This is a genomic window from Acidovorax sp. LjRoot118, assembly GCF_964253575.1.
GTDB lineage: Bacteria > Pseudomonadota > Gammaproteobacteria > Burkholderiales > Burkholderiaceae_C > Acidovorax.
The window spans coordinates 3,757,680-3,777,376 of the sequence record NZ_CAXURB020000001.1 but is presented as its reverse complement, the minus strand read 5'-3'; the positions used below and the strand labels follow the sequence as shown (position 1 = coordinate 3,777,376).

At 66.3% G+C, this 19,697-nt stretch carries 17 protein-coding genes; 9 read left to right on the top strand and 8 right to left on the bottom strand.

Annotated elements, in window-relative coordinates; genetic code table 11:
• Positions 1–97: 97 nt before the first annotated feature.
• The gene (locus ACSQ9E_RS17865; RefSeq protein ID WP_436218698.1) at positions 98–1,075 is read left to right on the top strand and encodes a Bug family tripartite tricarboxylate transporter substrate binding protein; all 978 of its coding nucleotides are present in this window, start codon (positions 98–100) and stop codon (positions 1,073–1,075) included.
• On the opposite strand, the gene ACSQ9E_RS17860 is transcribed toward ACSQ9E_RS17865, so the two are convergent.
• Positions 1,026–1,946 (bottom strand): haloalkane dehalogenase, encoded by a 921-nt coding sequence (locus ACSQ9E_RS17860; RefSeq protein ID WP_436218697.1) that lies wholly within the window; start codon positions 1,944–1,946, stop codon positions 1,026–1,028. The genes ACSQ9E_RS17865 and ACSQ9E_RS17860 overlap by 50 nt on opposite strands.
• A 73-nt stretch (positions 1,947–2,019) precedes the next feature.
• On the opposite strand from ACSQ9E_RS17860, the gene ACSQ9E_RS17855 reads away from it, so the two are divergent.
• Positions 2,020–2,493, top strand: a complete 474-nt coding sequence (locus ACSQ9E_RS17855; protein WP_436218696.1) for a MarR family winged helix-turn-helix transcriptional regulator — start codon at positions 2,020–2,022, stop codon at positions 2,491–2,493.
• A 64-nt stretch (positions 2,494–2,557) separates the two neighbouring features.
• Here the strand turns inward: ACSQ9E_RS17855 and ACSQ9E_RS17850 are convergent, their stop codons facing one another.
• On the bottom strand, positions 2,558–2,932 hold the full coding sequence (locus ACSQ9E_RS17850) for a DUF6463 family protein (protein WP_057204180.1): 375 nt from the start codon (positions 2,930–2,932) through the stop codon (positions 2,558–2,560).
• Positions 2,933–3,069: 137 nt separating this feature from the next.
• Positions 3,070–4,818, bottom strand: a complete 1,749-nt coding sequence (pdxA, locus tag ACSQ9E_RS17845; RefSeq protein WP_436218695.1) for a 4-hydroxythreonine-4-phosphate dehydrogenase PdxA — start codon at positions 4,816–4,818, stop codon at positions 3,070–3,072.
• A 111-nt stretch (positions 4,819–4,929) separates the two neighbouring features.
• On the opposite strand from pdxA, the gene ACSQ9E_RS17840 reads away from it, so the two are divergent.
• The 5 genes from ACSQ9E_RS17840 to ACSQ9E_RS17820 all read left to right on the top strand — a co-directional run bounded on the left by ACSQ9E_RS17840 (position 4,930) and on the right by ACSQ9E_RS17820 (position 11,691).
• Positions 4,930–5,880 carry a LysR family transcriptional regulator gene (locus ACSQ9E_RS17840; protein WP_436218694.1) on the top strand — a complete coding sequence of 317 codons (951 nt, stop codon included), beginning with the start codon at positions 4,930–4,932 and terminating at the stop codon, positions 5,878–5,880.
• Between the two features lie 55 nt (positions 5,881–5,935).
• Positions 5,936–7,570 (top strand): serine hydrolase domain-containing protein, encoded by a 1,635-nt coding sequence (locus tag ACSQ9E_RS17835; RefSeq protein WP_436218693.1) that lies wholly within the window; start codon positions 5,936–5,938, stop codon positions 7,568–7,570.
• 15 nt (positions 7,571–7,585) lie between these two features.
• Positions 7,586–8,854 carry an alpha/beta hydrolase family protein gene (locus ACSQ9E_RS17830; RefSeq protein WP_436218692.1) on the top strand — a complete coding sequence of 423 codons (1,269 nt, stop codon included), beginning with the start codon at positions 7,586–7,588 and terminating at the stop codon, positions 8,852–8,854.
• An 89-nt stretch (positions 8,855–8,943) separates the two neighbouring features.
• Positions 8,944–10,446, top strand: coding sequence for a carotenoid oxygenase family protein (locus ACSQ9E_RS17825; protein WP_436218691.1), 1,503 nt, complete (start codon positions 8,944–8,946; stop codon positions 10,444–10,446).
• Positions 10,447–11,100: 654 nt separating this feature from the next.
• Entirely contained in the window at positions 11,101–11,691 is a 591-nt protein-coding gene (locus ACSQ9E_RS17820; RefSeq protein WP_436218690.1) for a hypothetical protein, read from the top strand.
• Between the two features lie 341 nt (positions 11,692–12,032).
• Here ACSQ9E_RS17820 and ACSQ9E_RS17815 read toward each other — a convergent pair whose 3' ends face one another.
• The 3 genes from ACSQ9E_RS17815 to ACSQ9E_RS17805 all read right to left on the bottom strand — a co-directional run bounded on the left by ACSQ9E_RS17815 (position 12,033) and on the right by ACSQ9E_RS17805 (position 15,457).
• Entirely contained in the window at positions 12,033–12,347 is a 315-nt protein-coding gene (locus ACSQ9E_RS17815) for a hypothetical protein (protein WP_436218689.1), read from the bottom strand.
• A gap of 68 nt (positions 12,348–12,415) precedes the next feature.
• Positions 12,416–12,778: a hypothetical protein gene (locus ACSQ9E_RS17810; RefSeq protein WP_436218688.1), complete on the bottom strand. Its 363-nt coding sequence runs from the start codon at positions 12,776–12,778 to the stop codon at positions 12,416–12,418.
• A gap of 309 nt (positions 12,779–13,087) precedes the next feature.
• The gene (locus tag ACSQ9E_RS17805; protein ID WP_436218687.1) at positions 13,088–15,457 is read right to left on the bottom strand and encodes a DNA polymerase II; all 2,370 of its coding nucleotides are present in this window, start codon (positions 15,455–15,457) and stop codon (positions 13,088–13,090) included.
• Between the two features lie 215 nt (positions 15,458–15,672).
• Here ACSQ9E_RS17805 and ACSQ9E_RS17800 point away from each other — a divergent pair, with 215 nt between their 5' ends.
• A complete protein-coding gene (locus ACSQ9E_RS17800; protein ID WP_436218686.1) occupies positions 15,673–16,788 on the top strand; it encodes a serine hydrolase domain-containing protein in 1,116 nt (371 codons plus the stop codon).
• A 10-nt stretch (positions 16,789–16,798) separates the two neighbouring features.
• Here the strand turns inward: ACSQ9E_RS17800 and ACSQ9E_RS17795 are convergent, their stop codons facing one another.
• Positions 16,799–17,599 (bottom strand): ornithine carbamoyltransferase, encoded by an 801-nt coding sequence (locus ACSQ9E_RS17795; protein WP_436218685.1) that lies wholly within the window; start codon positions 17,597–17,599, stop codon positions 16,799–16,801.
• 126 nt (positions 17,600–17,725) lie between these two features.
• On the opposite strand from ACSQ9E_RS17795, the gene ACSQ9E_RS17790 reads away from it, so the two are divergent.
• Entirely contained in the window at positions 17,726–18,508 is a 783-nt protein-coding gene (locus tag ACSQ9E_RS17790; RefSeq protein WP_436218684.1) for a hypothetical protein, read from the top strand.
• Between the two features lie 100 nt (positions 18,509–18,608).
• Here the strand turns inward: ACSQ9E_RS17790 and ACSQ9E_RS17785 are convergent, their stop codons facing one another.
• Positions 18,609–19,688, bottom strand: coding sequence for a hypothetical protein (locus ACSQ9E_RS17785; protein WP_428001599.1), 1,080 nt, complete (start codon positions 19,686–19,688; stop codon positions 18,609–18,611).
• Positions 19,689–19,697 lie beyond the last annotated feature (9 nt).

Sequence of the window (19,697 nt, the reverse complement as noted above, 5' to 3'; positions counted from 1 at the left end):
GCGGCCTGAGGAATCCGGGCGCCCATGCCGACAGGGCATAGCTCCCAGTGCAGGGGCCGGGTGGTAGGACAATCCTGTTTTTGTCATAGTGCAATGCATGACTTTTCCTTTGATCCCTGAGCGCCGGGCCTTTCTGCTGCTGGCCGCGGCCATGGCAGGCACGGGCGTGGCCGCGCAACCTGCCGACAAGCGCCCCATCCGCCTGGTCGTGCCCTTCGGCCCCGGTGGCGTGGCCGACCTCACGGCGCGCACCGTGGCGCAGAAGATGACCGAGGCCACGGGCCAGAGCATCGTGGTGGACAACAAGCCCGGCGCGGGCGGCATCGTTGCGGCCGACGCCGTGGCCAAGGCGGCGCCCGATGGCCGCACGCTGCTGCTCATGTCCAACGGCAACGCGGTGAGTGCGGGCCTGTTCAAGAGCCTGCCGTTCGACCCGGTCAAGAGCTTCACCCCGGTGTCCATGCTGGGCACCTTCGACATCGCCCTGGTCACGGGTGGCAAGTCGCGCTTCAAGGACATCGCTGCGCTGCTGGCCTATGCCAAGGCCAACCCCGGCAAGCTCAACATCGGCACCATCAACATCGGCAGCACCCAGCACCTGGCGGCCGAGCTGTTCAAGCGCAGCCTGAGCATCGACGTGGCCATCGTGCCGTTCAACAGCACCTCGGCCGTGGTCAGCGCGCTGCTGGGCGAGCAGGTGGATGCGGGCGTGGAGATTCTGGCGCCGGTGCTGGCGCAGATCTCGGGCAACACGCTCCATGCCCTGGCCGTGATGGGCGAGAAGCGCTCGCCCGCGCTGCCCAACATCCCCACCGTGGCCGAGAGCGGCGCTCCGGGGTTCAACGTGGCCTCGTGGAACGCCTTTGCCGCCCCGGCCGGCACGCCGCCCGACGTGATCGCGCGGCTGAACAAGGAGACCAATGCCGCGCTCAACACGCCCGAGGTCAAGGCCCGGCTGCTGCAACTCGGTGTGCAGGCCAGCGGCGGCACGCCCCAGGCGCAGGCCGACTTCTTTGCGCGCGAGATCAAGCGCTGGGGCGATGTGATCCAGCAGGCGGGGATCCAGAAGCAGTAGGCAGCAGGGCGGTGCCCGCCCAGGCCATCAGCGCATCGGCAATGCGCCCGGGCTGGTCTTCGGGCGCCAGGTGGCCGGCGTCGCCGCAGGCCTGCACCGTGAGGCTGGCGATGTGCTCACGGCACCAGGCCTCCATGGCCGGGCCGATCATCAGCGTGGGCGACCCGGTGAAGGTGAGCAGCAGCTTTGGCACATCGGCCGAGCTGGCCAGCCACGCACCGTAGGCCTGCACCCGCGTCACCACGTTGGCGGGCGCGCCTTCGAGCGGCATGGCACGCGGCCAGGCCAGCAGCGGGCGCCGGCTCGCGGGCGTGGCGTAGGGCGCCTCGTATACCGCGCGGTCGGCCGCAGTGAGGGGGGTGAGCACCGTGGCCGTGAGCGACCCGGCGAGAAACTGGTTCTGCTCCATGACCAACTGCTCCCCCAGGCCCGGCGTGCGAAACGCCTCGAAGCGCGGCCGCGCCGCTGCAGGGAAGTCCGCCCAGGACATGGGCTTCACGATGGTCTCCATGAAGGCGATGCCGCGCACCCGGTGTGCATGCCTGCGCGCCCAGTCGAAGGCGAGCGACGCGCCCCAGTCGATGCCCACGAGCACGACTTCCTGTAGGTCCAGCGCGTCGAACCACGCCGCGAGGTAGCGCGCATGATCGTCGTAGCTGTACGCAATCTCCGGCTTGCCCGATTGCCCCATGCCGATCAGGTCGGGCGCCAGGCAGCGGCCCAGCGCCTGCGTTCGTGGCAGCACCTTGCGCCACAGGTGCGACGAGGCGGGGTTGCCGTGCAGGAAGACCCAGGTCGGGCCAGCACTCCCCGCAGGGGCGCCGGTGTCTTCGTAGTGCATCTGCGAATCGAGAACGAAAACCGTGGGCATGGGGAATTTCTGTAAAAGTGGTAAGGTACCTGTCTAGTTTATTGAAATAGACAGGCACCTGTCAAATATTGCCATGAACCCATCGACACCCTCCGCAACTGCCACCGTCGCCACCCCCGGCTCGCTGGGCGTGCTGCTGCGCCTGCTGCACCAGCAGTTCGCGGGCGCGGTGGACGAGGCCCTGGCCGAGGCCGGCTTTGGCGACGTGCGCGCGGCGCATGCCAGTGTGTTCACCTTTGTCCCGCCGGAGGGCATGCCGGTGAGCGAACTCACGCTGCGCGCGCACGTGCGCAAGCAGTCCATGGCGCAGACGGTGGACGAGCTGGAAAAGCTCGGCTATGTGGAGCGCCGGCCCAGCCCCACCGACAAGCGCTCGCGCCTGGTGTTCCTCACCGCGCGGGGGCAGCAGATCCGGCCGCTGGCCATGGCGGCTGGTAGCCGCATCGAGGGGCAGTGGGCGGGGTTGATCGGCGCGGGCGAACTCGATGCCATCAAGCTCGCTTTGGGTGGCCTGTTGGCCGGTGTCGAGCGGCGCGGCGCTGCTTGAAACCCACCGAAGCACCGCTACAGCCCAGCCTCCCCTTCTGCGGGAAATCGCCACGGCATGGCGATCACGCAAGCCAGCGTTGCCCCGTCGCGAACAACACCCCTGCGACCACGAGCAACGCCCACAGGGGCGATGCCGGGAAGGCCACGATACCCACCAACGCGGCAACCAGCAGGTACACGCCCATCAGTCCCAGGGTGTGCACATCCCCGCTGGCGGCGGCCCGCAGCGCGAGGTGGCCACACAGCATGAGCACCGGCCCGAGCAGGGTGAACCACAACGCGAGGCGACGGCTGTCGTCGGTCTTGAATGCGTCCAGCAGTCCGTCGGACAGTGCCGCCAGGAACGGCTGTTTGAACCTTACCAAGCCCATCACGATATGCAGGACGCCCAAGGCGAGCAAGGCACCGGCGGCGGCGGTCTTCCAGTTGAGGGTCATGGGGTCGTGCCTTTCTAATGCAGATTTTTTAGAAATTACTATTGTTTAAATTGAAGTAAATTCAATTTTTAAAATAGTATTTTCTTATTGTATCGCGAGCTGCCTTGATTTCGCCATGTGTGCCCGGGCGGCCTGCCTCAGGCCTGCACCGCTGCATCGTGCAGCCCGGTCTGGATGGCGCGCAGCTGCCCTGCCAGCCCATGCGGTCCCAAGCCTGTGGCTTCAAAGGTGCCGTCGAGCGCTGCCGTGCCCACGGTAAAGCCTGCCGCCCGGCCTGCCGCCACGGCTGCGATACGCTCGGCCCGGTCGATGGACCCGGCCACCACCACCGGCTTGCCCACCGCAGCGCACACGGCGGCTATGAGCGCGGGCACGTCGGCTGCATCGCCCGCAAAGCGGTAGGCCAGCAGGTCCAGCCCATGCACGCCCTCCAGGGCGGCAATGCGGCGCGCGCTGGCCACCACGTCTTCCACCGTGCCCTGCAGCACGCTGGGGTGGCCCACCACCTGGCCGGCAAACGGGTAGTAGCGGATGGGGGTGCTGCGCAGCAACGGCAGCACCGCCTCGGGCCGGGTGCCGCCCATCAGCACGTCCACCCCCAGCGCCATGGCGGCGCGGGCCGATGCGAGCTCACTCGCCTCGTCCTGGCTCACCACCTCCAGGTAGCTCACGGCGCCGCCCGCGCGGATGGCATCGGCCAGGCGCTGCAGCGCGGCCCAGGGCAGGCCGATGTCCTTGAAGCCGATGTGCCGCACCCCGGCGGCCAGCACTGCGGGCAACTGCTCCAGCGCGTCGTCTATGGTTTTGTCGTGCCGGGTGAGCATGAAGATGAACTCCGGCAGGGCCGTGGCGGTGGTGGGGACGGAATGCGCCGCCATGGCTTGCGCCTGCTGCACCGCATGCCCCAGGCTGGCTGCATCGGCCCGGCCCGTGCCCGCGATGTCGAAGGCCGTGCCGTGGTCCACCGAGGTGCGCACGAAGGGCAGGCCCACGGTGATGTTCACGCCCTGGTCCACGCCCAGGTACTTCACGGGGATCAGGCCCTGGTCGTGGTACTGCGCCACCACGATGTCGAACGCACCCTGGCGCGCACGCATGAACACCGTGTCCCCCGGCCAGGGGCCCGTGGCGTCCATGCCCTCGGCACGCGCAGCCGCAATGGCCGGGGCGATGACCTCGCGGTCTTCATGGCCGAACAGCCCGCCCTCGCCCGCATGCGGGTTGAGCCCCGCCACCGCCACGCGCGGCTGCGCAATGCCATAGGCGCGGCAGGCACGGTGCGCCAGGCGGATGGCGCGCAGCTCGTTCTCGGGCGTGACGGCGGCGATGGCATCGCGCAGCGAGAGGTGGATGGACACCAGCAGCACCCGCAGCTCGCCGTTGGCCAGCATCATCGCGAAGTCGGTGGTGCCTGCCCGCTCGGCCAGCATCTCGGTGTGGCCCGGGTGCCGCACACCCGCGGCGCGCAGCGCCTCCTTGTGCAGCGGCGTGGTCACAATGCCGGCCACCCGGCCTGCCAGCGCCAGGTCGATGGCGCGCTGCACGCAGGCGTGCGCTGCGGCGCCGGCACGTGCGTCCACCCGGCCCATGGGCAAATCGGCTGGCAGCGGTGTGCAGGCCTGCAACACGGGCAGGGCCCCTTGTTGCAGGGCCTCGTGCACGCCATGCAGGTCATCGCCCACGGCACGCAACTGCAGCGGTGCGCCCACCATGGCTGCCGCGCGCTGCAGCGCGCCCATGTCGCCCAGCACGATAAAGGGCTGCACGTGGCGGTTGCCCGCCAGCGCCCCCATCGCCCACTTGGCAATGATCTCGGGGCCTATGCCCGCCGGGTCGCCCATGGTGATGGCCAGGGGCAGGGGGTGAGTCGTTGTCGCTGCTGTCATCGGGATTGTTGAGGTTCGATCAATGCAATGCCGACACTGTGCCTGGTGAAGCGCTACGAGAAAACCGATTTGATCTCATGCATGATTGAGCCAAACTCAATCATTGGAACCATGTCTCCAGACACCCGCCTGCCCCCGCTGTCCGCCCTGCGCGCCTTCGAGGCCACGGTGCGCCACGGCAGCGTGTCGCGTGCTGCGCGCGAGCTGCACCTGACCGACGGCGCCGTGAGCCGCGCCGTGCGCGAGCTGGAGGGCGAGCTTGGCTTTGACCTGTTCCAGCGCAGCAGCCGCTCAGTAGTGCCTACGCCCACCGCCCAGGTGCTGGCCGAGGATGTGGCTGGCGCGCTGGACCGCCTGCGCGCGGCCCTGGCCCGTGCGCGCCGCACGGCGGGGCCGGGCCGGCCGCTGGTGCTGTCGTGCGAGCCCACCTTGCTGATCCGCTGGCTCATACCGCGGCTGGCGCAACTGCAGGCCGCCATCGGCGAGCAGCGCGAGCTGCGCCTGGTGTCGGCCGGGGGCGTGGTGCACTTCGAGCGCGACGGCATCGACCTGGCCATTCGCCGCAACGACTTTGCGCTGGCCGATGGTGTGGTGGCCGAGCCCTTTGTGCACGAGCACATCGGCCCTGTGTGCCGCCCCGATGTGGCCGCCAACCTCGGGTCGCAAGGCGCTGCCCTGCAGGGCGTGCTGCTGCACACCGCCACGCGGCCGGGCGCGTGGGACAGCTGGGCCGCGCTGGCCCACACGCCCCTGCAGCCCACGCGCGCCATCCGCTTCGAGCATTTCTACCAAAGCCTGCAGGCCGCCGTGGCCGGTGCCGGCGTGGCCATCGGCCCGCTGGCCCTGGTGGCCGACGACCTGGCCAGCGGCGTGCTGTGCGCGCCGCGCGGTTTTGTGGCCGATGGCAGCTGCTACCAGCTCATGGCGCCGCGCGCGGCCGTGGACGATGGGTGTGTCTTCCACACCGTGCTGGTGTGGCTGCGCGCAGCCTGCGAAGGCCTGGTGCCACCACCCCCACTCGCTGTGGAGAAGCGGCCACGCTCCCCCAAAAGGAGGGCCTAGCCCGTACCGCAAGACGCATATGATTCCTGCACAACAAACACCGAGGGAACTGGCAATGGCAATGCACAGGCACGACAAGGCGACGGTTCAATCAGCCGCCGCAGCGATCAACCGCAGGCAGGCCACGGCCGCGCTGCTGGCCACCGCAGCTGCTCCCTTCGCCGCAGTCGCGCAGGACGCAGCGGCGCCCGCCGCATCGGCTGCATCGACCGCCACCCCAGGCACCACCCTCTGGCCCGCCGACGACTGGGCCGAAAGCACGCCCGAGGCCCAGGGCATGGATTCCGCCGCCCTGGTCAAGCTCATCGACTTCGGCGCCGCGCAGGGCATGGACAGCCTGCTTGTCACCCGCCACGGCAGCCTGGTGGCCGAGGCCTTCTACGCACCCTACCGCGAGGGGCTCAAGCACGCCGTCAACTCCACCACCAAGGGCGTGGTCGCCACGCTCACCGGCATGGCCATCCAGGATGGGCTGATCGCATCGCGCGACGCGCCCGTGCTCGACTTCTTTGCCGATCGCAAGGTCGCCAACGCCGACGCAGCCAAGAAGGCCATGACCCTGGGCCATTTGCTCGACATGACCTCGGGCCTGAACTGGATCGAACCGCTCAGCGACGCCGTGCCCGAGACCATGCTGCAGCTGGGCCGCGCCCTCGACTGGCAGGGCTTTGTGCTCGACCGCCCCATGGCCCAGGCGCCCGGCGCGGGCTTCAACTACAACAGCGGCAACACCCACCTGCTCTCGGCCATCGTGGCGCAAAAGACCGGCGGCAGCACCCTGGCCTATGCGCAAAAGCGCCTGTTCGGCCCCCTGGGCATCACCGACGTGCGCTGGAAGAAGGACCCGCAGGGCCTGGAGGTCGGCGGCTGGGGCCTGTACCTGCACCCGCGCGACATGGCGCGCATCGGCTACCTGTACCTGCGTCGGGGCCAGTGGAACGGCCGCCAGCTGCTGCCCGCCGCCTGGGTGGAGCAGGTCTTCAATCCCGTAGTGGACATGGGCTTTGGCAGTGCTGCACCTGCCTTCAAATACGCCAACGGCTGGTGGAGCATCCCGTCCAAGCGCGCCTACTTCACAGCCGGCTTCAACCGCCAGCTCATCGTGGTGCTGCCCGACCTCGACGTGGTCGTGGCCGTCACGGGCCGGCGCAACTACCCGCTGCCCGCGTTCATCGACCACATCACCGCAGCCGCGCGCTCGCGCGAGCCCCTGCCTGCCGACGCCACCGCGCAGGACCAACTGGCCGCCCGCATCCGCGACGCCGGGGTCGAAAAGCCCAGCGCCACCCCCATCACCACGCCCGAACTGGCCGCCACCATCTCGCGCAAGGCCTGGCTGCTGGAGCGCAATGGCATGGGCATCCAGCGCCTGCTGCTCGACCTCACGCCCGCCAACCCGCGCTACGAAGTCACCTTCGACAGCAGCCGCCCCGATCTGCCGCGCGAGCCGGTGGCTGGCCCGCTGGGGCTGGACGGCAAGTACCGCACCGCGCCGCAGGGGCCCAACGCCGTCATCGCCATAAAGGGCCACTGGCTCGATGCGCAGACCTTTCAGCTCATCTCGCGCTCGGTGGCGGATGGCGAGGTCACCGTGGTCACGCTGAAGTTCGAGGACGGCGGGAAGGCGGTGAATGTGGGGTTGGAGAACAACTGGGGGTTCAGGGGGCAGGTGCGGGGGCGGGCTGAGTAGCGTCCTGGCTTTTTCATGACCCTCTCTGTAACTACTTCCAACCCCAACCACGAACGCGTGGCGACGGCATGGCCGGCCTACATGGCCTCGCTCGAACCGGAGCCATCCGAGAGCACGGTGCCTGCCATCGTGCCGCCGGACGTGTGCATCGAATCGCCCCCGCCCGGCCTGCCGGCCTCCATCACCGCATGGTGCGGTGTCTGGTCGGGATGGGCTGACCAGGGGCGCACAAGCGACGTGAGGCTGATCGTCGAGAAGGTGTCCTTGAACGGGGCAATCGTCGTATGTGTACGCGCCTCGGCGCGCCGGGGGTTGCAGAGCGAACGGATTGGGGCCGCCTGGCATGAAGACGAGCTCCAGGCAAACCTGCCGGATGGCGCAATCGTCCGCTTCAGGATGCGGAACCCGGATGTGGTGGAGCTTCTCTGGCGCGATGCAGCAGGCCGCATGGCCGGGGTGGTCACGCAGCAGGATGCTGGTGGGAACCGGGTGAGCGAGTACCTACCCACAGGAGCGCTGGACCAGGAAGGGCGACCCATACGCCTGGAGATGGTGACCTACAAGCCCTTGGGCACCGGGCCTTTCCCCACGCTGCTCTTCAACCACGGCTCTACCGGCATGGGCAATGACGCTGCCACGTTCACCACCACCGTGACCAGCCCGGCCCTGGCCAGGTTCTTCAATGACCGTGGGTGGATGGTCGTGTTTCCCCAACGCCGGGGGCGCGGCAAATCAGGCGGTGTGTATGCCGAGGGCCTGGATACCGATGGGTCGGGATACTCCAATCGGCCCGAATGCGCTTTGGCAGGCTTCGAGCATGCCCTGTACGACGTGGAGTGCGCCGTGGCGCACCTGCTGGAGCGGTCCGATGTGGACCGTGGTCGCCTGCTGATCGGTGGGCACTCTCGTGGCGGTTTTTTGGCGCTGGCTGCTGCGGGAGCCCGGCCCGGGCTGTTCAAGGGCATCCTCAATTTCGTCGGTGGCTGGGTGGATGAGCAGACCACGGCCGATGAGATCAATGGCGGGCTTGCCACGAGGGGCGCTGGCTTCGCGGGGCCCACGCTCTGGCTGTACGCGGACCATGACCCGTTTTATAGCCTGGAACACAGCCGCAAGAATTTCGACGCGTTCGTGGCTGCTGGAGGGCAGGGGAGCTTTCACGCGCTGGCAATGAATGCAGGGCAGGATGGCCACAACTTCCTTGCGTTCGGTGATCTGTGGGGCGCTTTGGTGGAGCCCCTGCTGGGAGCCCAAGTCCGGCTCGCGCCAAACCAGTTCGGGTAAATATCTCCTGCCGCCTTTGCCCGGTTTGACCCATGATGGGCGCACATGCGTACCGATACGCCTAAAAAAACCAGTTCAACCAGAAGCCTATGACCCTCGCCGCCAAGTCCGGAGCACCAACGCCATCCACCCTGGTGGGCCGCCTTCGCGGCCTCAAATCCACCGCCCGCGAGCTCCCCGACACCCCAGTCGAAATCCGTGGCCAGATCCCCCCATGGCTCATTGGCGGCAGCCTGCTGCTCAATGGCCCGGCGCTGTGGGACTTGCCCCATGGCAGCTACGAGCACTGGTTCGATGGCCTGGCCATGCTGCACCGGGTGCGGCTGGCGCCGGGCGATGTGGGGGGCGCCAGCGCCACCTACCGCAGCCGCTACCTGCAGACCGATGACCTTCGCGAGAGCCTGGCGGCGCGCAAGCCGGCGCGCAGTGCCTTTGGCACGGCCGACCCGGCGGGCCTGTTCTCGCGCCTGCGCAACCTGCGCCACCCGATCGTGACGGACAACGGGGCGGTGGTGATGGCGCGCATTGGCTCGCAGTGGGTGGCGCAGACCGAAACGCCGCTGCTCACCAGCTTCGACCCCGACACGCTGGCCACCACTGGGCGCATCGTGTACGACGATGACGAGGTGATCCACGTGATGTCGGCCCATGGCATCACGGACGCGCAGGGCACCTACTGGAACGTGGGCGTGGAGATGGGCCCCAAGTGCACCTACAAGCTGTTCAAGATCGTGGCGGGCGGCCGGCGGCGCGAAGTCATTGCACGCTGGTCCGTGCGGCAGGCGGGCTACCTGCATGCCTTTGCCATGACACCTACGCACGCCCTGGTGTGGCAGCCGGCCATGCGGGTCAATGCCATCAAACTGGCGCTGGCGGGCAAGGGCTTCATCGACAACTTCAAGTGGGACGCGGCCACGGGCTCGCGCATCGACGCCGTCTCGCTCACCGATGGCAGCGTGCGCAGCTGGGCCGTGCCGGCCATGGCCAGTTTTCATGCCGTGCAGGCGTGGGACGAGCCCAGCCAGGACGGGCGCACGCCCGCCACCCTGGTGCTCGACCTGTGCACCACCGACGGCCCCGAGATCTTCAGCGCGCTGCGCCTGGACCGGCTGCGTGCCGGCCAGCCGGTGGGCGTGCAGCACCGCGTGCAGCGCTACCGGCTGGAGCCGGGCCGCAGCGATGCGCAGCCCCGGCCGCTCGTCGAAGGCGCCAGCGTGGAGCTGCCCGCCGTGCACGGCGCCTACTGGGGCAAGAAGCAGTCGCGCCACGCCTGGTTTGCGGGCTTCGACCCCGATGGCAAGGCCCCCATGTTCGACCGCACGGTGAAGCTCGACCTCGACGGCGGCCGCATCGCCGGCACCTGGCAGCGCGAGCATGCCGTGCAGCTGGAGCCCCTGTTCGTGGAGCGCCCCGGCTCTACCGCCGAGGACGATGGCGTGCTGCTGGTACCCACGCTGGCCGAGGGCGATGAAGGCACGGTGATCGGCGTGATCGACCCGGCCAGCATGCAGTGCCTGGCCACGCTGCATTTGCCGCAGGTGGTGCCGTTTGGATTCCATGCGGCGTTCAAGCCTGCCTGGATGCCGGGGTGAGTTGGGCGGTGAAGAACCAGTTGCTGTGGGTCGACTGCATTGCCGCTGCCGTGGGCGGGGTGGCTGGCCGTCTGACAATAGTGCGTCGTGCGGAGCTCTTGGACATCGGTTCGGCACTGTTGGCATCGAATTCGACAACACGTACACCAGACATTTGTCGGCGGATGAGCCAACATCGTTGTCGGGCGCATGTTGAAGCGCTGGGCTAGACTTCCGCTACCGGGCAAGAGCTGCCGCTGGCGGTTTGAGAAAGCACTCGCCGAATGTTTGCATTCACTGGCGGCAGCAGGCCCTGAGTTCGCATGACGAGTCAAGCGCCTTAGGCTTCGCTCCATTTGCCATCCGGTTTACAGCGTCGCGCATCGCGTTTGGGCGACAGCGCGGCTCCTCTATCCGCGAGCTTCAGGGTATCTGGTCACAACGATGCCGAGCAGTCTGCGATTAGACCTCTGAACCAAAGCTGGGCGGGATGCGAGTCATTGCGTCGATGCCAAATCAGGTCGAATACGATTTCAGGCAATGCGATCGGAGGCTGAAAAAACGCCAACCGGCGACCAGCCGGCGCCGGGCATGATCGTCCGCCGCTGTCAGACTAGCCGTCTTGCGGCCACCGCTTCAGGACGAGCGCGTATTGCCGATAACCAGAAGGTTACGATGAAAAGCCTCCTCGCTCTGCTGCTGGTCAGCGCCTGCTTCCAGGCGCAGTCCGCCAACCTGCCTCCCTGCGGCAAGGCGGTGCGTTTCAGTGCGGCTTGGTTCGCCGACCCGGAAGTGGACAACGCCAAACCGGCCGCCGAACTGACGAAGATCGGCGCGGGCGCCGGCCGCAGCGGTACGCAACTCGGGCACGTCGTTGTCGAGACCAAGCTGGCGGTGATGCCGCAGACCAGTTGCCAGGGCGTCGTCGTGCGGCTGGATTACATCAAACCGGTGCTGCGCGTGGCCAGCGAGATCCCGCCGGGCAGCTGTGCCTATGCGCACGTGATGAAACACGAGCAGACGCATGTGCGCATTCACCGCGACATCGCGCGCCAGTTCCGCGAGCTGGACTATCCCTGGGCATCGGGCGGCAACAGCGCGGGCATCCTGGTCTACGCGAAACAGGAACTCGACCGCCTGATGCAAGCCCAGGTGATGTTCGACAACCCCGAGGAATACGCCAGCAATTTCAGCGCGTGCGGTGGTGAGATCGCGCGGCTGGTCAAGCCCGCGGCGTCTACCAAGTCGGGGCAGACACCGGGTTGAGGCAACCGCCTTCCGCGAAGGCTGATTGGTCGCGCCTTGGGCTGGACCAGACGGATGCCGACGGTCAAGCTTGCTGCCGCCGAAACCGGAGTGAGCCACCGCGCCGACCTTCGACTGCGCCACTTGTTTCGCCCCCACACCCAACAGGCGTGTGGGTAAAGAGCCACTCGCGTGGCTCACGGAGTCGTCGGCACATGAGTCAAAAGTGGCTTACTTCTACATCGGTGCCAACACTCTGGCCGATGGCAGCCATCGTACACGCGGCAGCCACGGGCCCTAAGCGGATGTCAGGCGTGGCGGAAGCAGACGTTTTAGACGCGTGGCCGGTTCTGCCAAAACGGTCACTCGTTGTCCCAGGGGATAGCGCCGCTGAACCAAGTTCCATCAATTGGCCTCGCCCTCCATCCACAGAACCAAATTGAGCGCTCCGGGTCTCCGCGCCAACCTTGCTCATGGCGTTCGATAACCGCCTCGCAAGCGGTGATTTCGCTAGGGGCGTCATAGTCAAATAGGACGACCACTTCGCCAACCAAAGATGCGAGTCTGCCAATGTCTGCCCTGAACGAGTAGTAACAGTTGTCATCCAACTCGTTGCTCAAGGCATAGGCGTTGAAGTCGCAGTCAATGCGAGGGAGCGAAAGATTGAGCTTGCGCATAGGATTCGGGTGGTCGCTTATGGCCAACTGTAGCCGTAGGGCCTGGCGTGCTTCGAGCCTTTTCCGGCTCACTGGGGTTGAACCCAGGCCCCGTATGTTGCGAGGATGTGCGCTTCAAATGCCGGCGTGCCAGTGACCTCCCAATACGAAGAATCCACCACCAGAAGTTCGAACAAGCGCTGTCCTTCTCCGAATCCGCAAAACCGCCCGTCGATGGTCTGATAGATGCCGCGATAGAGAGAACGAAACTCGGAATCTGAAAGGCTGAGGCCGGAAAACGAAGCCTCCTCAACGCTCAACGCATTCGACCCCAAACAACTCTCGACAGAAATCTGCCACTGGTCGGTGCGAAAAAAGCAGTCGACGTCAGCAAGGAGGGAGGAAATGTCGAGCAGCTGCCCGGCCTCGCCATGCTGTCTCACTATGACCATCGAAAAATTCCTTCGAGTTCTTGACCTGAAGCCTTTCGGCAGGCTGTGGAGGTGCGGGACGAAAGTCCGCTTCTTGCCGATATCGGAAGTCTAGCTGTTCGCACCCATGCCCTGTATCACCCAAGAAGACGACTCAGCGAAGCTGACCAGATGCTCGTCGTCTGCGACCTGGGAATTTCCACGAGGGCCGGTCTGTGTGTCCAGTTCACGCCGACCAATCGAATTCGCACAGACTGTCCTGCAGTGACCGAAATGCGCAACTGGGGGAGGCGTTCGCAACTGGCGCCAGCGGCTGGCGGTTGAACATGTCTAGAAAAGGTCCTGCTGGGCCGATGTCAAGGTGGCAAAACTCTCCCCCAGCGGCTGCAAAATGGCATCGGCAATCGGCTGCAGTTGCTTGGTGAGGTAGTGCCCGTAGTCGATGGGCGAATGGCGCGCTTCCAGCGGTTCCGGCCCGTTGCGGGTCATGACGTAGCGGATCCAGCCGCCGCTTTGGTACTGCTGGGGGCGGTTCATGCGGGAGTTGTACTCGTCGGCCATGCGCGCCGCGCGCACCTGCGGGGGCACGTTGGCCACGTAAGCATCCAGGCGGTGGCGCAGGCGCTTGCGGTAGACGAGCAGGTCGTCCTTCTCGCCCGCCAGCGTGGCCTGTGCGTAGTCGGCCACGAACTCGCGGTAGGGTGCGCCCTGGAACACGCGCGAGAGCAGGCCTTCCTGGAACTGCCGGGCCAGGGGCGTCCAGTCGCTGCGGGCCATCTCCAGGCCGCGATAGACCATCTCCTCCTTGCCCTGGGTGTCTACGCTCAGGCCGGCGTAGCGCTTCTTGCTGCCCACGTCCGAGCCGCGGATGGTGGGCATGAAGAACTTCTTGTAGTGCGTGTCGAACTCGATTTCGAGGTGATTGTCGAGGTTCTGTTCATCGCGCAGCCTGCGTGTCCACCAGGCGTTGATGTCCCTGACCAGGTCCGCCGCCACGGCATGCGCCTCTGCGTTGGTGTGGGTGCGCCCAAGCCAGATGAAGATCGAGTCGGTATCGCCGTAGATCGCCTGGTACCCGCGCTTCTCGACGAACTCGCGGGTGAGCTTCACCATCTCATGGCCGCGCAGGGTGATCGCTGAAATCACCTGCGGGTTGAAGAAGCGGCATTCCGACGCCCCCAGCACCCCGGCAAAGGAGTTCATCACCAGCTTGAGCGCCTGGGACAGGGGCTCGTTCTTCGCGCGCTTGGCCTCGTCGCGCGCGCGCCAGAGGGTGGTGACGATCTCTGGCAGGCAGTGCCTGTCGCGCGAGAAGCGCGTGCCCAGCGGGCCCTGGATGAGCGGTGCCGCATCGCTGGCGTGCATGCCTTCCACGTACCCCACCGGGTCGACCAGGAAGGTGCGGATGATCGAGGGGTACAGGCTCTTGTAGTCGAGCACCACCACAGAGTCGTAGAAGCCGGGCTTCGAGTCCATCACGTAGCCGCCGGGCGACGATTGGCCCTCTATCTCGCCCACATTGGGCGCCACATAGCCCAGGCGGTGCATGCGCGGCAGGTAGTGGTGGCTGAACGCGGCGATGGAACCACCGAAGTGGTCCATCTGCAGGCCGGTGGTGTGGGCGCGCTCCATCGCAAACTGCAGCAGCCGCGTTTTCTCGAAGATGCGCAGCACCAGCTCGCAGTCGCGGATGTTGTAAGTGGCCAGCGCGGGCTTGTCGTGCTGGTAGCGCCGCTCGATCTCGGCCATCTTGTCGTACTCGTCGCCGATCTCCTTGCCCTCGCCCAGCAGTTGCTGCGAGACGTTCTCGAGGCTGAACGAAGAAAAGCTCCACACCGCAGCGCGCAGCGCCTCGATGCCGTCGATGACCACGCGGCCGGGCATGGGCGCGAAGAGGTAGCCCTGCTTGCCCGGGTGCGTGCGCCAGGCGATGGGCCGGCGCTCGCGGCCCATCAGCAGCGGCGTGGCGCATTCATCGGCGGTCTTTTGCAGCACGTGCAGGTCGAACTGGATCACGTTCCAGCCGATGAGCACGTCCGGGTCGTTGCGGGCCACCCAGTCGTTGAGGTGGTCGATCATGGCCTTGCGGGTGGGGCAGTAGACAAGCGCAAAGGCTGCGGGCTCCGCAGGCTCGGAAGGACGCTCATTCGGGGGCTCGCCGAGCATGTACACCACGCGCTCGGCCATGCCGTCGAGCGCAATGGAGTACAGCGCCTGGTGCTGGCTGGTCTCGATGTCCAGCGACACGACTTTCAGCGCCGGCCGGTAGTCGGGCGCAGGCGCCAGCCTGCAGTCCACGCGGGCGCCGTTCTCAGTGCGCCCGCCCTCCACCAGCACGCCGGCGGTGATGAAGCGCTCCATCAGGTAGCGCTCGTGCGGGCGCACATCGGCTTCGAGCAGCGATATGCCCAACTGCTGCAGCGACCTCGCCAGGCGCCCCAGCTGGCGAAAGTGCTTGGCATAGACCCCGAACACGGGCTCCTGCTGAAAGCTCTTGAGGTCCAGCGCACGCAACTCCACGTCCGGCAGGGCCATGAGCTGGGCATCCACCGTGCCCTTGTGCCGCGCCTCGACAAAGGCCACCGAGGTCTGGCCGGTCAGCAGCACCTTCAGCGGCCCTTCGTCCGTCGCCAGCCAGTATTCGATTTCGGTGCCCGCAGGTGTGTCCCGCCAGTTGCGCGTGAGGATGAAACCCTTCATTTGGATGGACGCACGGGTCTTGGAACCAATCGGAAAACGGAAGGGGAGAGGGCGAGAGGGCTGGCAACGGAGCTTCCGATTCTCGCCGATGGCGGCGCGTCTGCGCCGGCGTAACGCCCATGCTGGCAGCTGCGGCAGAATGGGCCGAAACCCACCACCGAACTTCTGCCGCGCTGGCCCCCGCAGCGGCGAGGAGCGGCAACCGATCCATTGCCATGCTGAACAGACTGCGCACCACTGCCATCGCTGCCCTGGCCGCCATCGCCATGGGCGGGGCACCCGTTCTTGCCGACACCCCGGTTGCGGCCGCGGCGGTGGCATCGCAGCCGGCCGGGGCGCAAGGCGTCTTCCCTGGTGCGGCCTGGGCCACGCCGGCCACCAGCGGGCAGCCGAGCGGGTGGTCGGCAGACAAGCTCCAACTGGCCGACAGCTATGCCGACGCGCTGCGCTCGGATGCCTACCTCGTGGTGCACCGCGGCGTGCTGGTGCATGCCTATGGCGACATCCGCCGGCCGATGAACCTCGCGTCGGTGCGCAAGAGCGTGCTCAGTGTGCTGTACGGCATGCACGTCAGCCCGGGCGCCATCGACCTGGACCAGAGCCTGGCGTCCCTGGGTATCACGGACAAGGGCGGGCTGTCCGACGTGGAGCAGACCGCCACCGTGCGGCAACTGCTGCAGTCGCGCTCCGGGGTCTACCACGAGTCGGCCTACGAAACGCCTGCGGCGAAGAAGAGGCGGCCGGAGCGCGGCAGCCATGCGCCCGGCACCTTCTGGTACTACAACAACTGGGACTTCAACACGCTGGCCACCATCTTCCAGCGCCGCACCGGCAAGGATGTTTTCGAGGCACTCAAGACCGAGCTGGCGGAACCTTTGCAGTTTGAGGACTTCCGCTACCCGCAGGACACGAAGTTCGAGTACGAGCGCAGCTCGGAGCACCCCGCCTACCTGATGTTCCTGTCTGCGCGCGACCTGGCGCGCATCGGCCTGCTGGTGAGCCGCGACGGCCAGTGGCAAGGGCGCCAGATGGTGCCGTCCGCCTGGCTGCGCGAGAGCACGACCTCGTACAGCGCCGTCTCGGGCGGCAGCGGCTATGGCTACATGTGGTGGCTGCCGTTCGTGGCATTTCCGTCGTGGCGCCTTCCTGGCAACCAGCTGGTGCTGGCGGACGGGAGCGGCGGCCAGTTCATGCTGATCGACCGGGCGCGGGACATCGTGCTCGTGCACCGGGTCGACAACAGCCGGCTTTGGTTCAAGCGCAATGCGGTGGACCTGGGGCAGTTTGCGGAGCTTGCGGCGCGCGTCATCGCCGCCGCTCCGGGGAAGTAGGCAGCGGCCCTCAGGCGCCGAGCAGGTGCCGGATGATCGCTTTCTGCACCGGCAGCAGCAACTGCTTTTGCCCGTAGCCTGCAAAGCGCGGGTAGAGCAGGGGGTCGAACGCCAGCTCGCGCCCGATGGAAAACGGCGGCGTCGGCAGCAGCACGGGGTGGCCCATGCGTTCCAGATCGGCCAGCGTGAGCGGCCTGCCTGGGGCCTCGGCGTCGCTTGGCCAGCCGTCGGTGATGACGATGTCCATGGGCCCTGTTGGCTCCGGTGCAAAGCGCACGCCGGGCAGCGTGGCGTCGTGCATGCGCGCGTCGCACACATGGTGCAGCGACGGCAACCCCAGCACCTGGGCCAGTTGGTGCCAGGACCGCAGCACATTCGTCGTCGGGCCCCACAGGCAGATGCGGGCGTCCCTGATGGGCATGAGCGTGCTGTCGATGTAGTACGCATCGGTCAATACCTCGCAGGGATGCCCCGCGCCCGACATGGCGTTGATCACGGGCCGGCGCGACGCCGCCGCGAACTCGGCCAGCCGCTGATGGTTGGATTCGCGCACCACATACAGGTCGTAGAACGGATCAAGGTAGCCCGCCAGGTCGCACGCGCGCTCTGTGTTCTTGAGCAGGTTGGGCAGCTCGGTAAACGCCAGGCCCAGGTCGCGAAAGGCCTGGATGAAGGTCGTGCGCGTGCGGATGCCGTTGCCTTCGAAGGACCAGGCGACCTGGCCCCGCAGCGCCTTGTCGGGCTGACGGGCCAGGCGCCAGATCGCATCGACGCTGTCGGGGGTGAGCTCGGAGAGGGTGATGAGGTTCATGCAAAGTGGGTTGCAAAACGGGGGAATCGGCCGGTGCCGATGTGCCAGCATCGCAGAAGTAAACCGTGGCCGCAGCATTGCGCTTATCCTGCTGGCTTTGCGAGATCCATTGCGGGGGAAAACACCATGCGGCTGCTTCAGCGGGGAATCACGGCGCTCATTCTTGGCCTGGCCGCCGTCGCGCCATCGGTTGCCGGTGAGGCCAAGGAAAGCCACAGCGCGCGCCCCGGCCTTTTCTTCGCGTGGCTGTCGCCCGATGATGGATCGGTGGTGGTGCAGTTCGATGATCCCGCCCATGTCCGGGCGCTGGCGCGCCACTGCGATGCGGGCCGTGGTGTCTTTTCCACCCAGACCGGCGTGAAGTACCAGTGCAAGATGGAAGTGCCCAAGAACGCTTCGGGGCAGGAGCAATGGGATTCGGCAGAAGCCTCGGTGCAGGGCGAAGTGCCCAAGTCGGACACACGGCAGTTCGGGCTTTTTTCCATGGCACCAGTGCGCGCCACCCGGTGGGCCACGCGCCGTATCTCTGCACCGGAGGTGGAGGCCATTGCGGCGCTGCTGGGCTCAGATACCAAGCGGTTTGGCGCGGTGCAGCGGCAATTGAAGCTCGCCACGGCATCGGTGGTGAGCCAGCCTGGCAGCCCAACTGTGGCCATCATCGTGCCCGGGCGGGTGGTGGAGGATCGCGCCGCGTTCTACCATGCGCGCAGGCACCATGTGTTCACGAAAAACGGCAGTGGCGTGTCGTACCTTGGCGAGGTACCCGGCAAGCCCGTCAGCTTTGCCGATATCGACCAAGCCACCCAACTGCCAGGGCTGGTGGTCAGCGAGGGCTGCGACGGGTGGTGCATCACCCTGTGGAGCCTGGCGGGCGGGCTCGCGCAGGTGGGGCGGTTCGGGGGGCATTGAAGCCCTCCTACGGATTTGTCTTCAACCGTCTAACTTCGTTGGTCCGCCTTGCCGTGCTACAGCACTGCCTTGTCGCCTTTGGTCTGTAGCCCTTGGCTTCTCAGCTGCTGTGGCGGATGCCGGTATAGAGTTCGGGCGAGACCACTTTCGCATCGTTCGACCAAGGGTCTTCGACCACTGCTTCGCCGTTCCTGACGACTGCCAGCAGTGCCTGGAACGATGGCGAGAATTCGCGTTGTTCGAAGATCGCCTTGATACGCGCCACGAAGCGCGTGCGGGGGCTGTCTTCGCCTTCCGCTTGCTGGTCGAAATGGAAGATGCGGTACACCGCGATCAGCAGCAGTTCCCGCCATGCCGCTTTGCTAGAAACTTCCTCCCGTGCGCAGAAGTGGTACCAGACCTCCAGCGGCCGCTCGTACTGGAACAGCATGTCGCGGGCGCCGGGCGCCAGGGCTTTTGGCGACGCCAGCCATTTGCTCATGGTCCACAATTGGTCCAGATCGAGAGGTAGGGGCAGCAGAGGAAACTCCTCAAAATCCACCGGGTAGCGGGGCGCTTTGAAGGAATAGGTGTTGCGTGTCACGGGCAAGCGCACGTGGCGCTGGGTAGCGTCCTCGGGCCACATCAGATTGAACAGGCGCTCGTTGCTGTCGTCCGTGTGCGCAACGATCACCTTGCAGTCCGCGTAAGGTTCCCGCGCCTGGGCAAGGTGCACCATCGATTGCGGTATCTCCCTTTCCAGTTCGGATTGCTGGAACATGTGGGTGCCGCCCGTAGCGGGCAGAACGAGGCCTATGTGCAAGCACAGTTCGGTGAAACCCATCAACCGGTCGGCTGGCAACGCATGGGGGTTGTCCATGAACATGTCGCGCAAGGGGCGCAGCACCGCTTCATCCTTGCAGGGGTGCAGGTACAGAAAGAGCATCAGGTCCAGATGCCGTGTCGTGGAACTCCGGTTCCAGTCGTGCAGCTTCTCCCATTCAGGCAGCGTGCCCTTGAGAAAGTACCTCTTGATGATGGCCCTGGCCTTCTTGTTCTTGTCCAGCAGGTACAGCAGCGGCTCTATCTCCTGCCATTGGAGAGTGCGTTCTGCCATCCACGCCTTGTCGGTCGTTTTCCAGTGGCTCGCATCAAAGCCGTCAAAATATCCCAAGTCGTTCTCCCTTGTTTTTTTGATCATGCAACATGG

Bases quoted from the DNA above. Each gene is read 5' to 3' on its own strand.
- ACSQ9E_RS17865 (WP_436218698.1), top strand. From the start codon at position 98: ATGACTTTTCCTTTGATCCCTGAGCGCCGGGCCTTTCTGCTGCTGGCC.
- ACSQ9E_RS17860 (WP_436218697.1), bottom strand. From the start codon at position 1,946: ATGCCCACGGTTTTCGTTCTCGATTCGCAGATGCACTACGAAGACACC.
- ACSQ9E_RS17855 (WP_436218696.1), top strand. From the start codon at position 2,020: ATGAACCCATCGACACCCTCCGCAACTGCCACCGTCGCCACCCCCGGC.
- ACSQ9E_RS17850 (WP_057204180.1), bottom strand. From the start codon at position 2,932: ATGACCCTCAACTGGAAGACCGCCGCCGCCGGTGCCTTGCTCGCCTTG.
- pdxA (WP_436218695.1), bottom strand. From the start codon at position 4,818: ATGACAGCAGCGACAACGACTCACCCCCTGCCCCTGGCCATCACCATG.
- ACSQ9E_RS17840 (WP_436218694.1), top strand. From the start codon at position 4,930: ATGTCTCCAGACACCCGCCTGCCCCCGCTGTCCGCCCTGCGCGCCTTC.
- ACSQ9E_RS17835 (WP_436218693.1), top strand. From the start codon at position 5,936: ATGGCAATGCACAGGCACGACAAGGCGACGGTTCAATCAGCCGCCGCA.
- ACSQ9E_RS17830 (WP_436218692.1), top strand. From the start codon at position 7,586: ATGACCCTCTCTGTAACTACTTCCAACCCCAACCACGAACGCGTGGCG.
- ACSQ9E_RS17825 (WP_436218691.1), top strand. From the start codon at position 8,944: ATGACCCTCGCCGCCAAGTCCGGAGCACCAACGCCATCCACCCTGGTG.
- ACSQ9E_RS17820 (WP_436218690.1), top strand. From the start codon at position 11,101: ATGAAAAGCCTCCTCGCTCTGCTGCTGGTCAGCGCCTGCTTCCAGGCG.
- ACSQ9E_RS17815 (WP_436218689.1), bottom strand. From the start codon at position 12,347: ATGCGCAAGCTCAATCTTTCGCTCCCTCGCATTGACTGCGACTTCAAC.
- ACSQ9E_RS17810 (WP_436218688.1), bottom strand. From the start codon at position 12,778: ATGGTCATAGTGAGACAGCATGGCGAGGCCGGGCAGCTGCTCGACATT.
- ACSQ9E_RS17805 (WP_436218687.1), bottom strand. From the start codon at position 15,457: ATGAAGGGTTTCATCCTCACGCGCAACTGGCGGGACACACCTGCGGGC.
- ACSQ9E_RS17800 (WP_436218686.1), top strand. From the start codon at position 15,673: ATGCTGAACAGACTGCGCACCACTGCCATCGCTGCCCTGGCCGCCATC.
- ACSQ9E_RS17795 (WP_436218685.1), bottom strand. From the start codon at position 17,599: ATGAACCTCATCACCCTCTCCGAGCTCACCCCCGACAGCGTCGATGCG.
- ACSQ9E_RS17790 (WP_436218684.1), top strand. From the start codon at position 17,726: ATGCGGCTGCTTCAGCGGGGAATCACGGCGCTCATTCTTGGCCTGGCC.
- ACSQ9E_RS17785 (WP_428001599.1), bottom strand. From the start codon at position 19,688: ATGATCAAAAAAACAAGGGAGAACGACTTGGGATATTTTGACGGCTTT.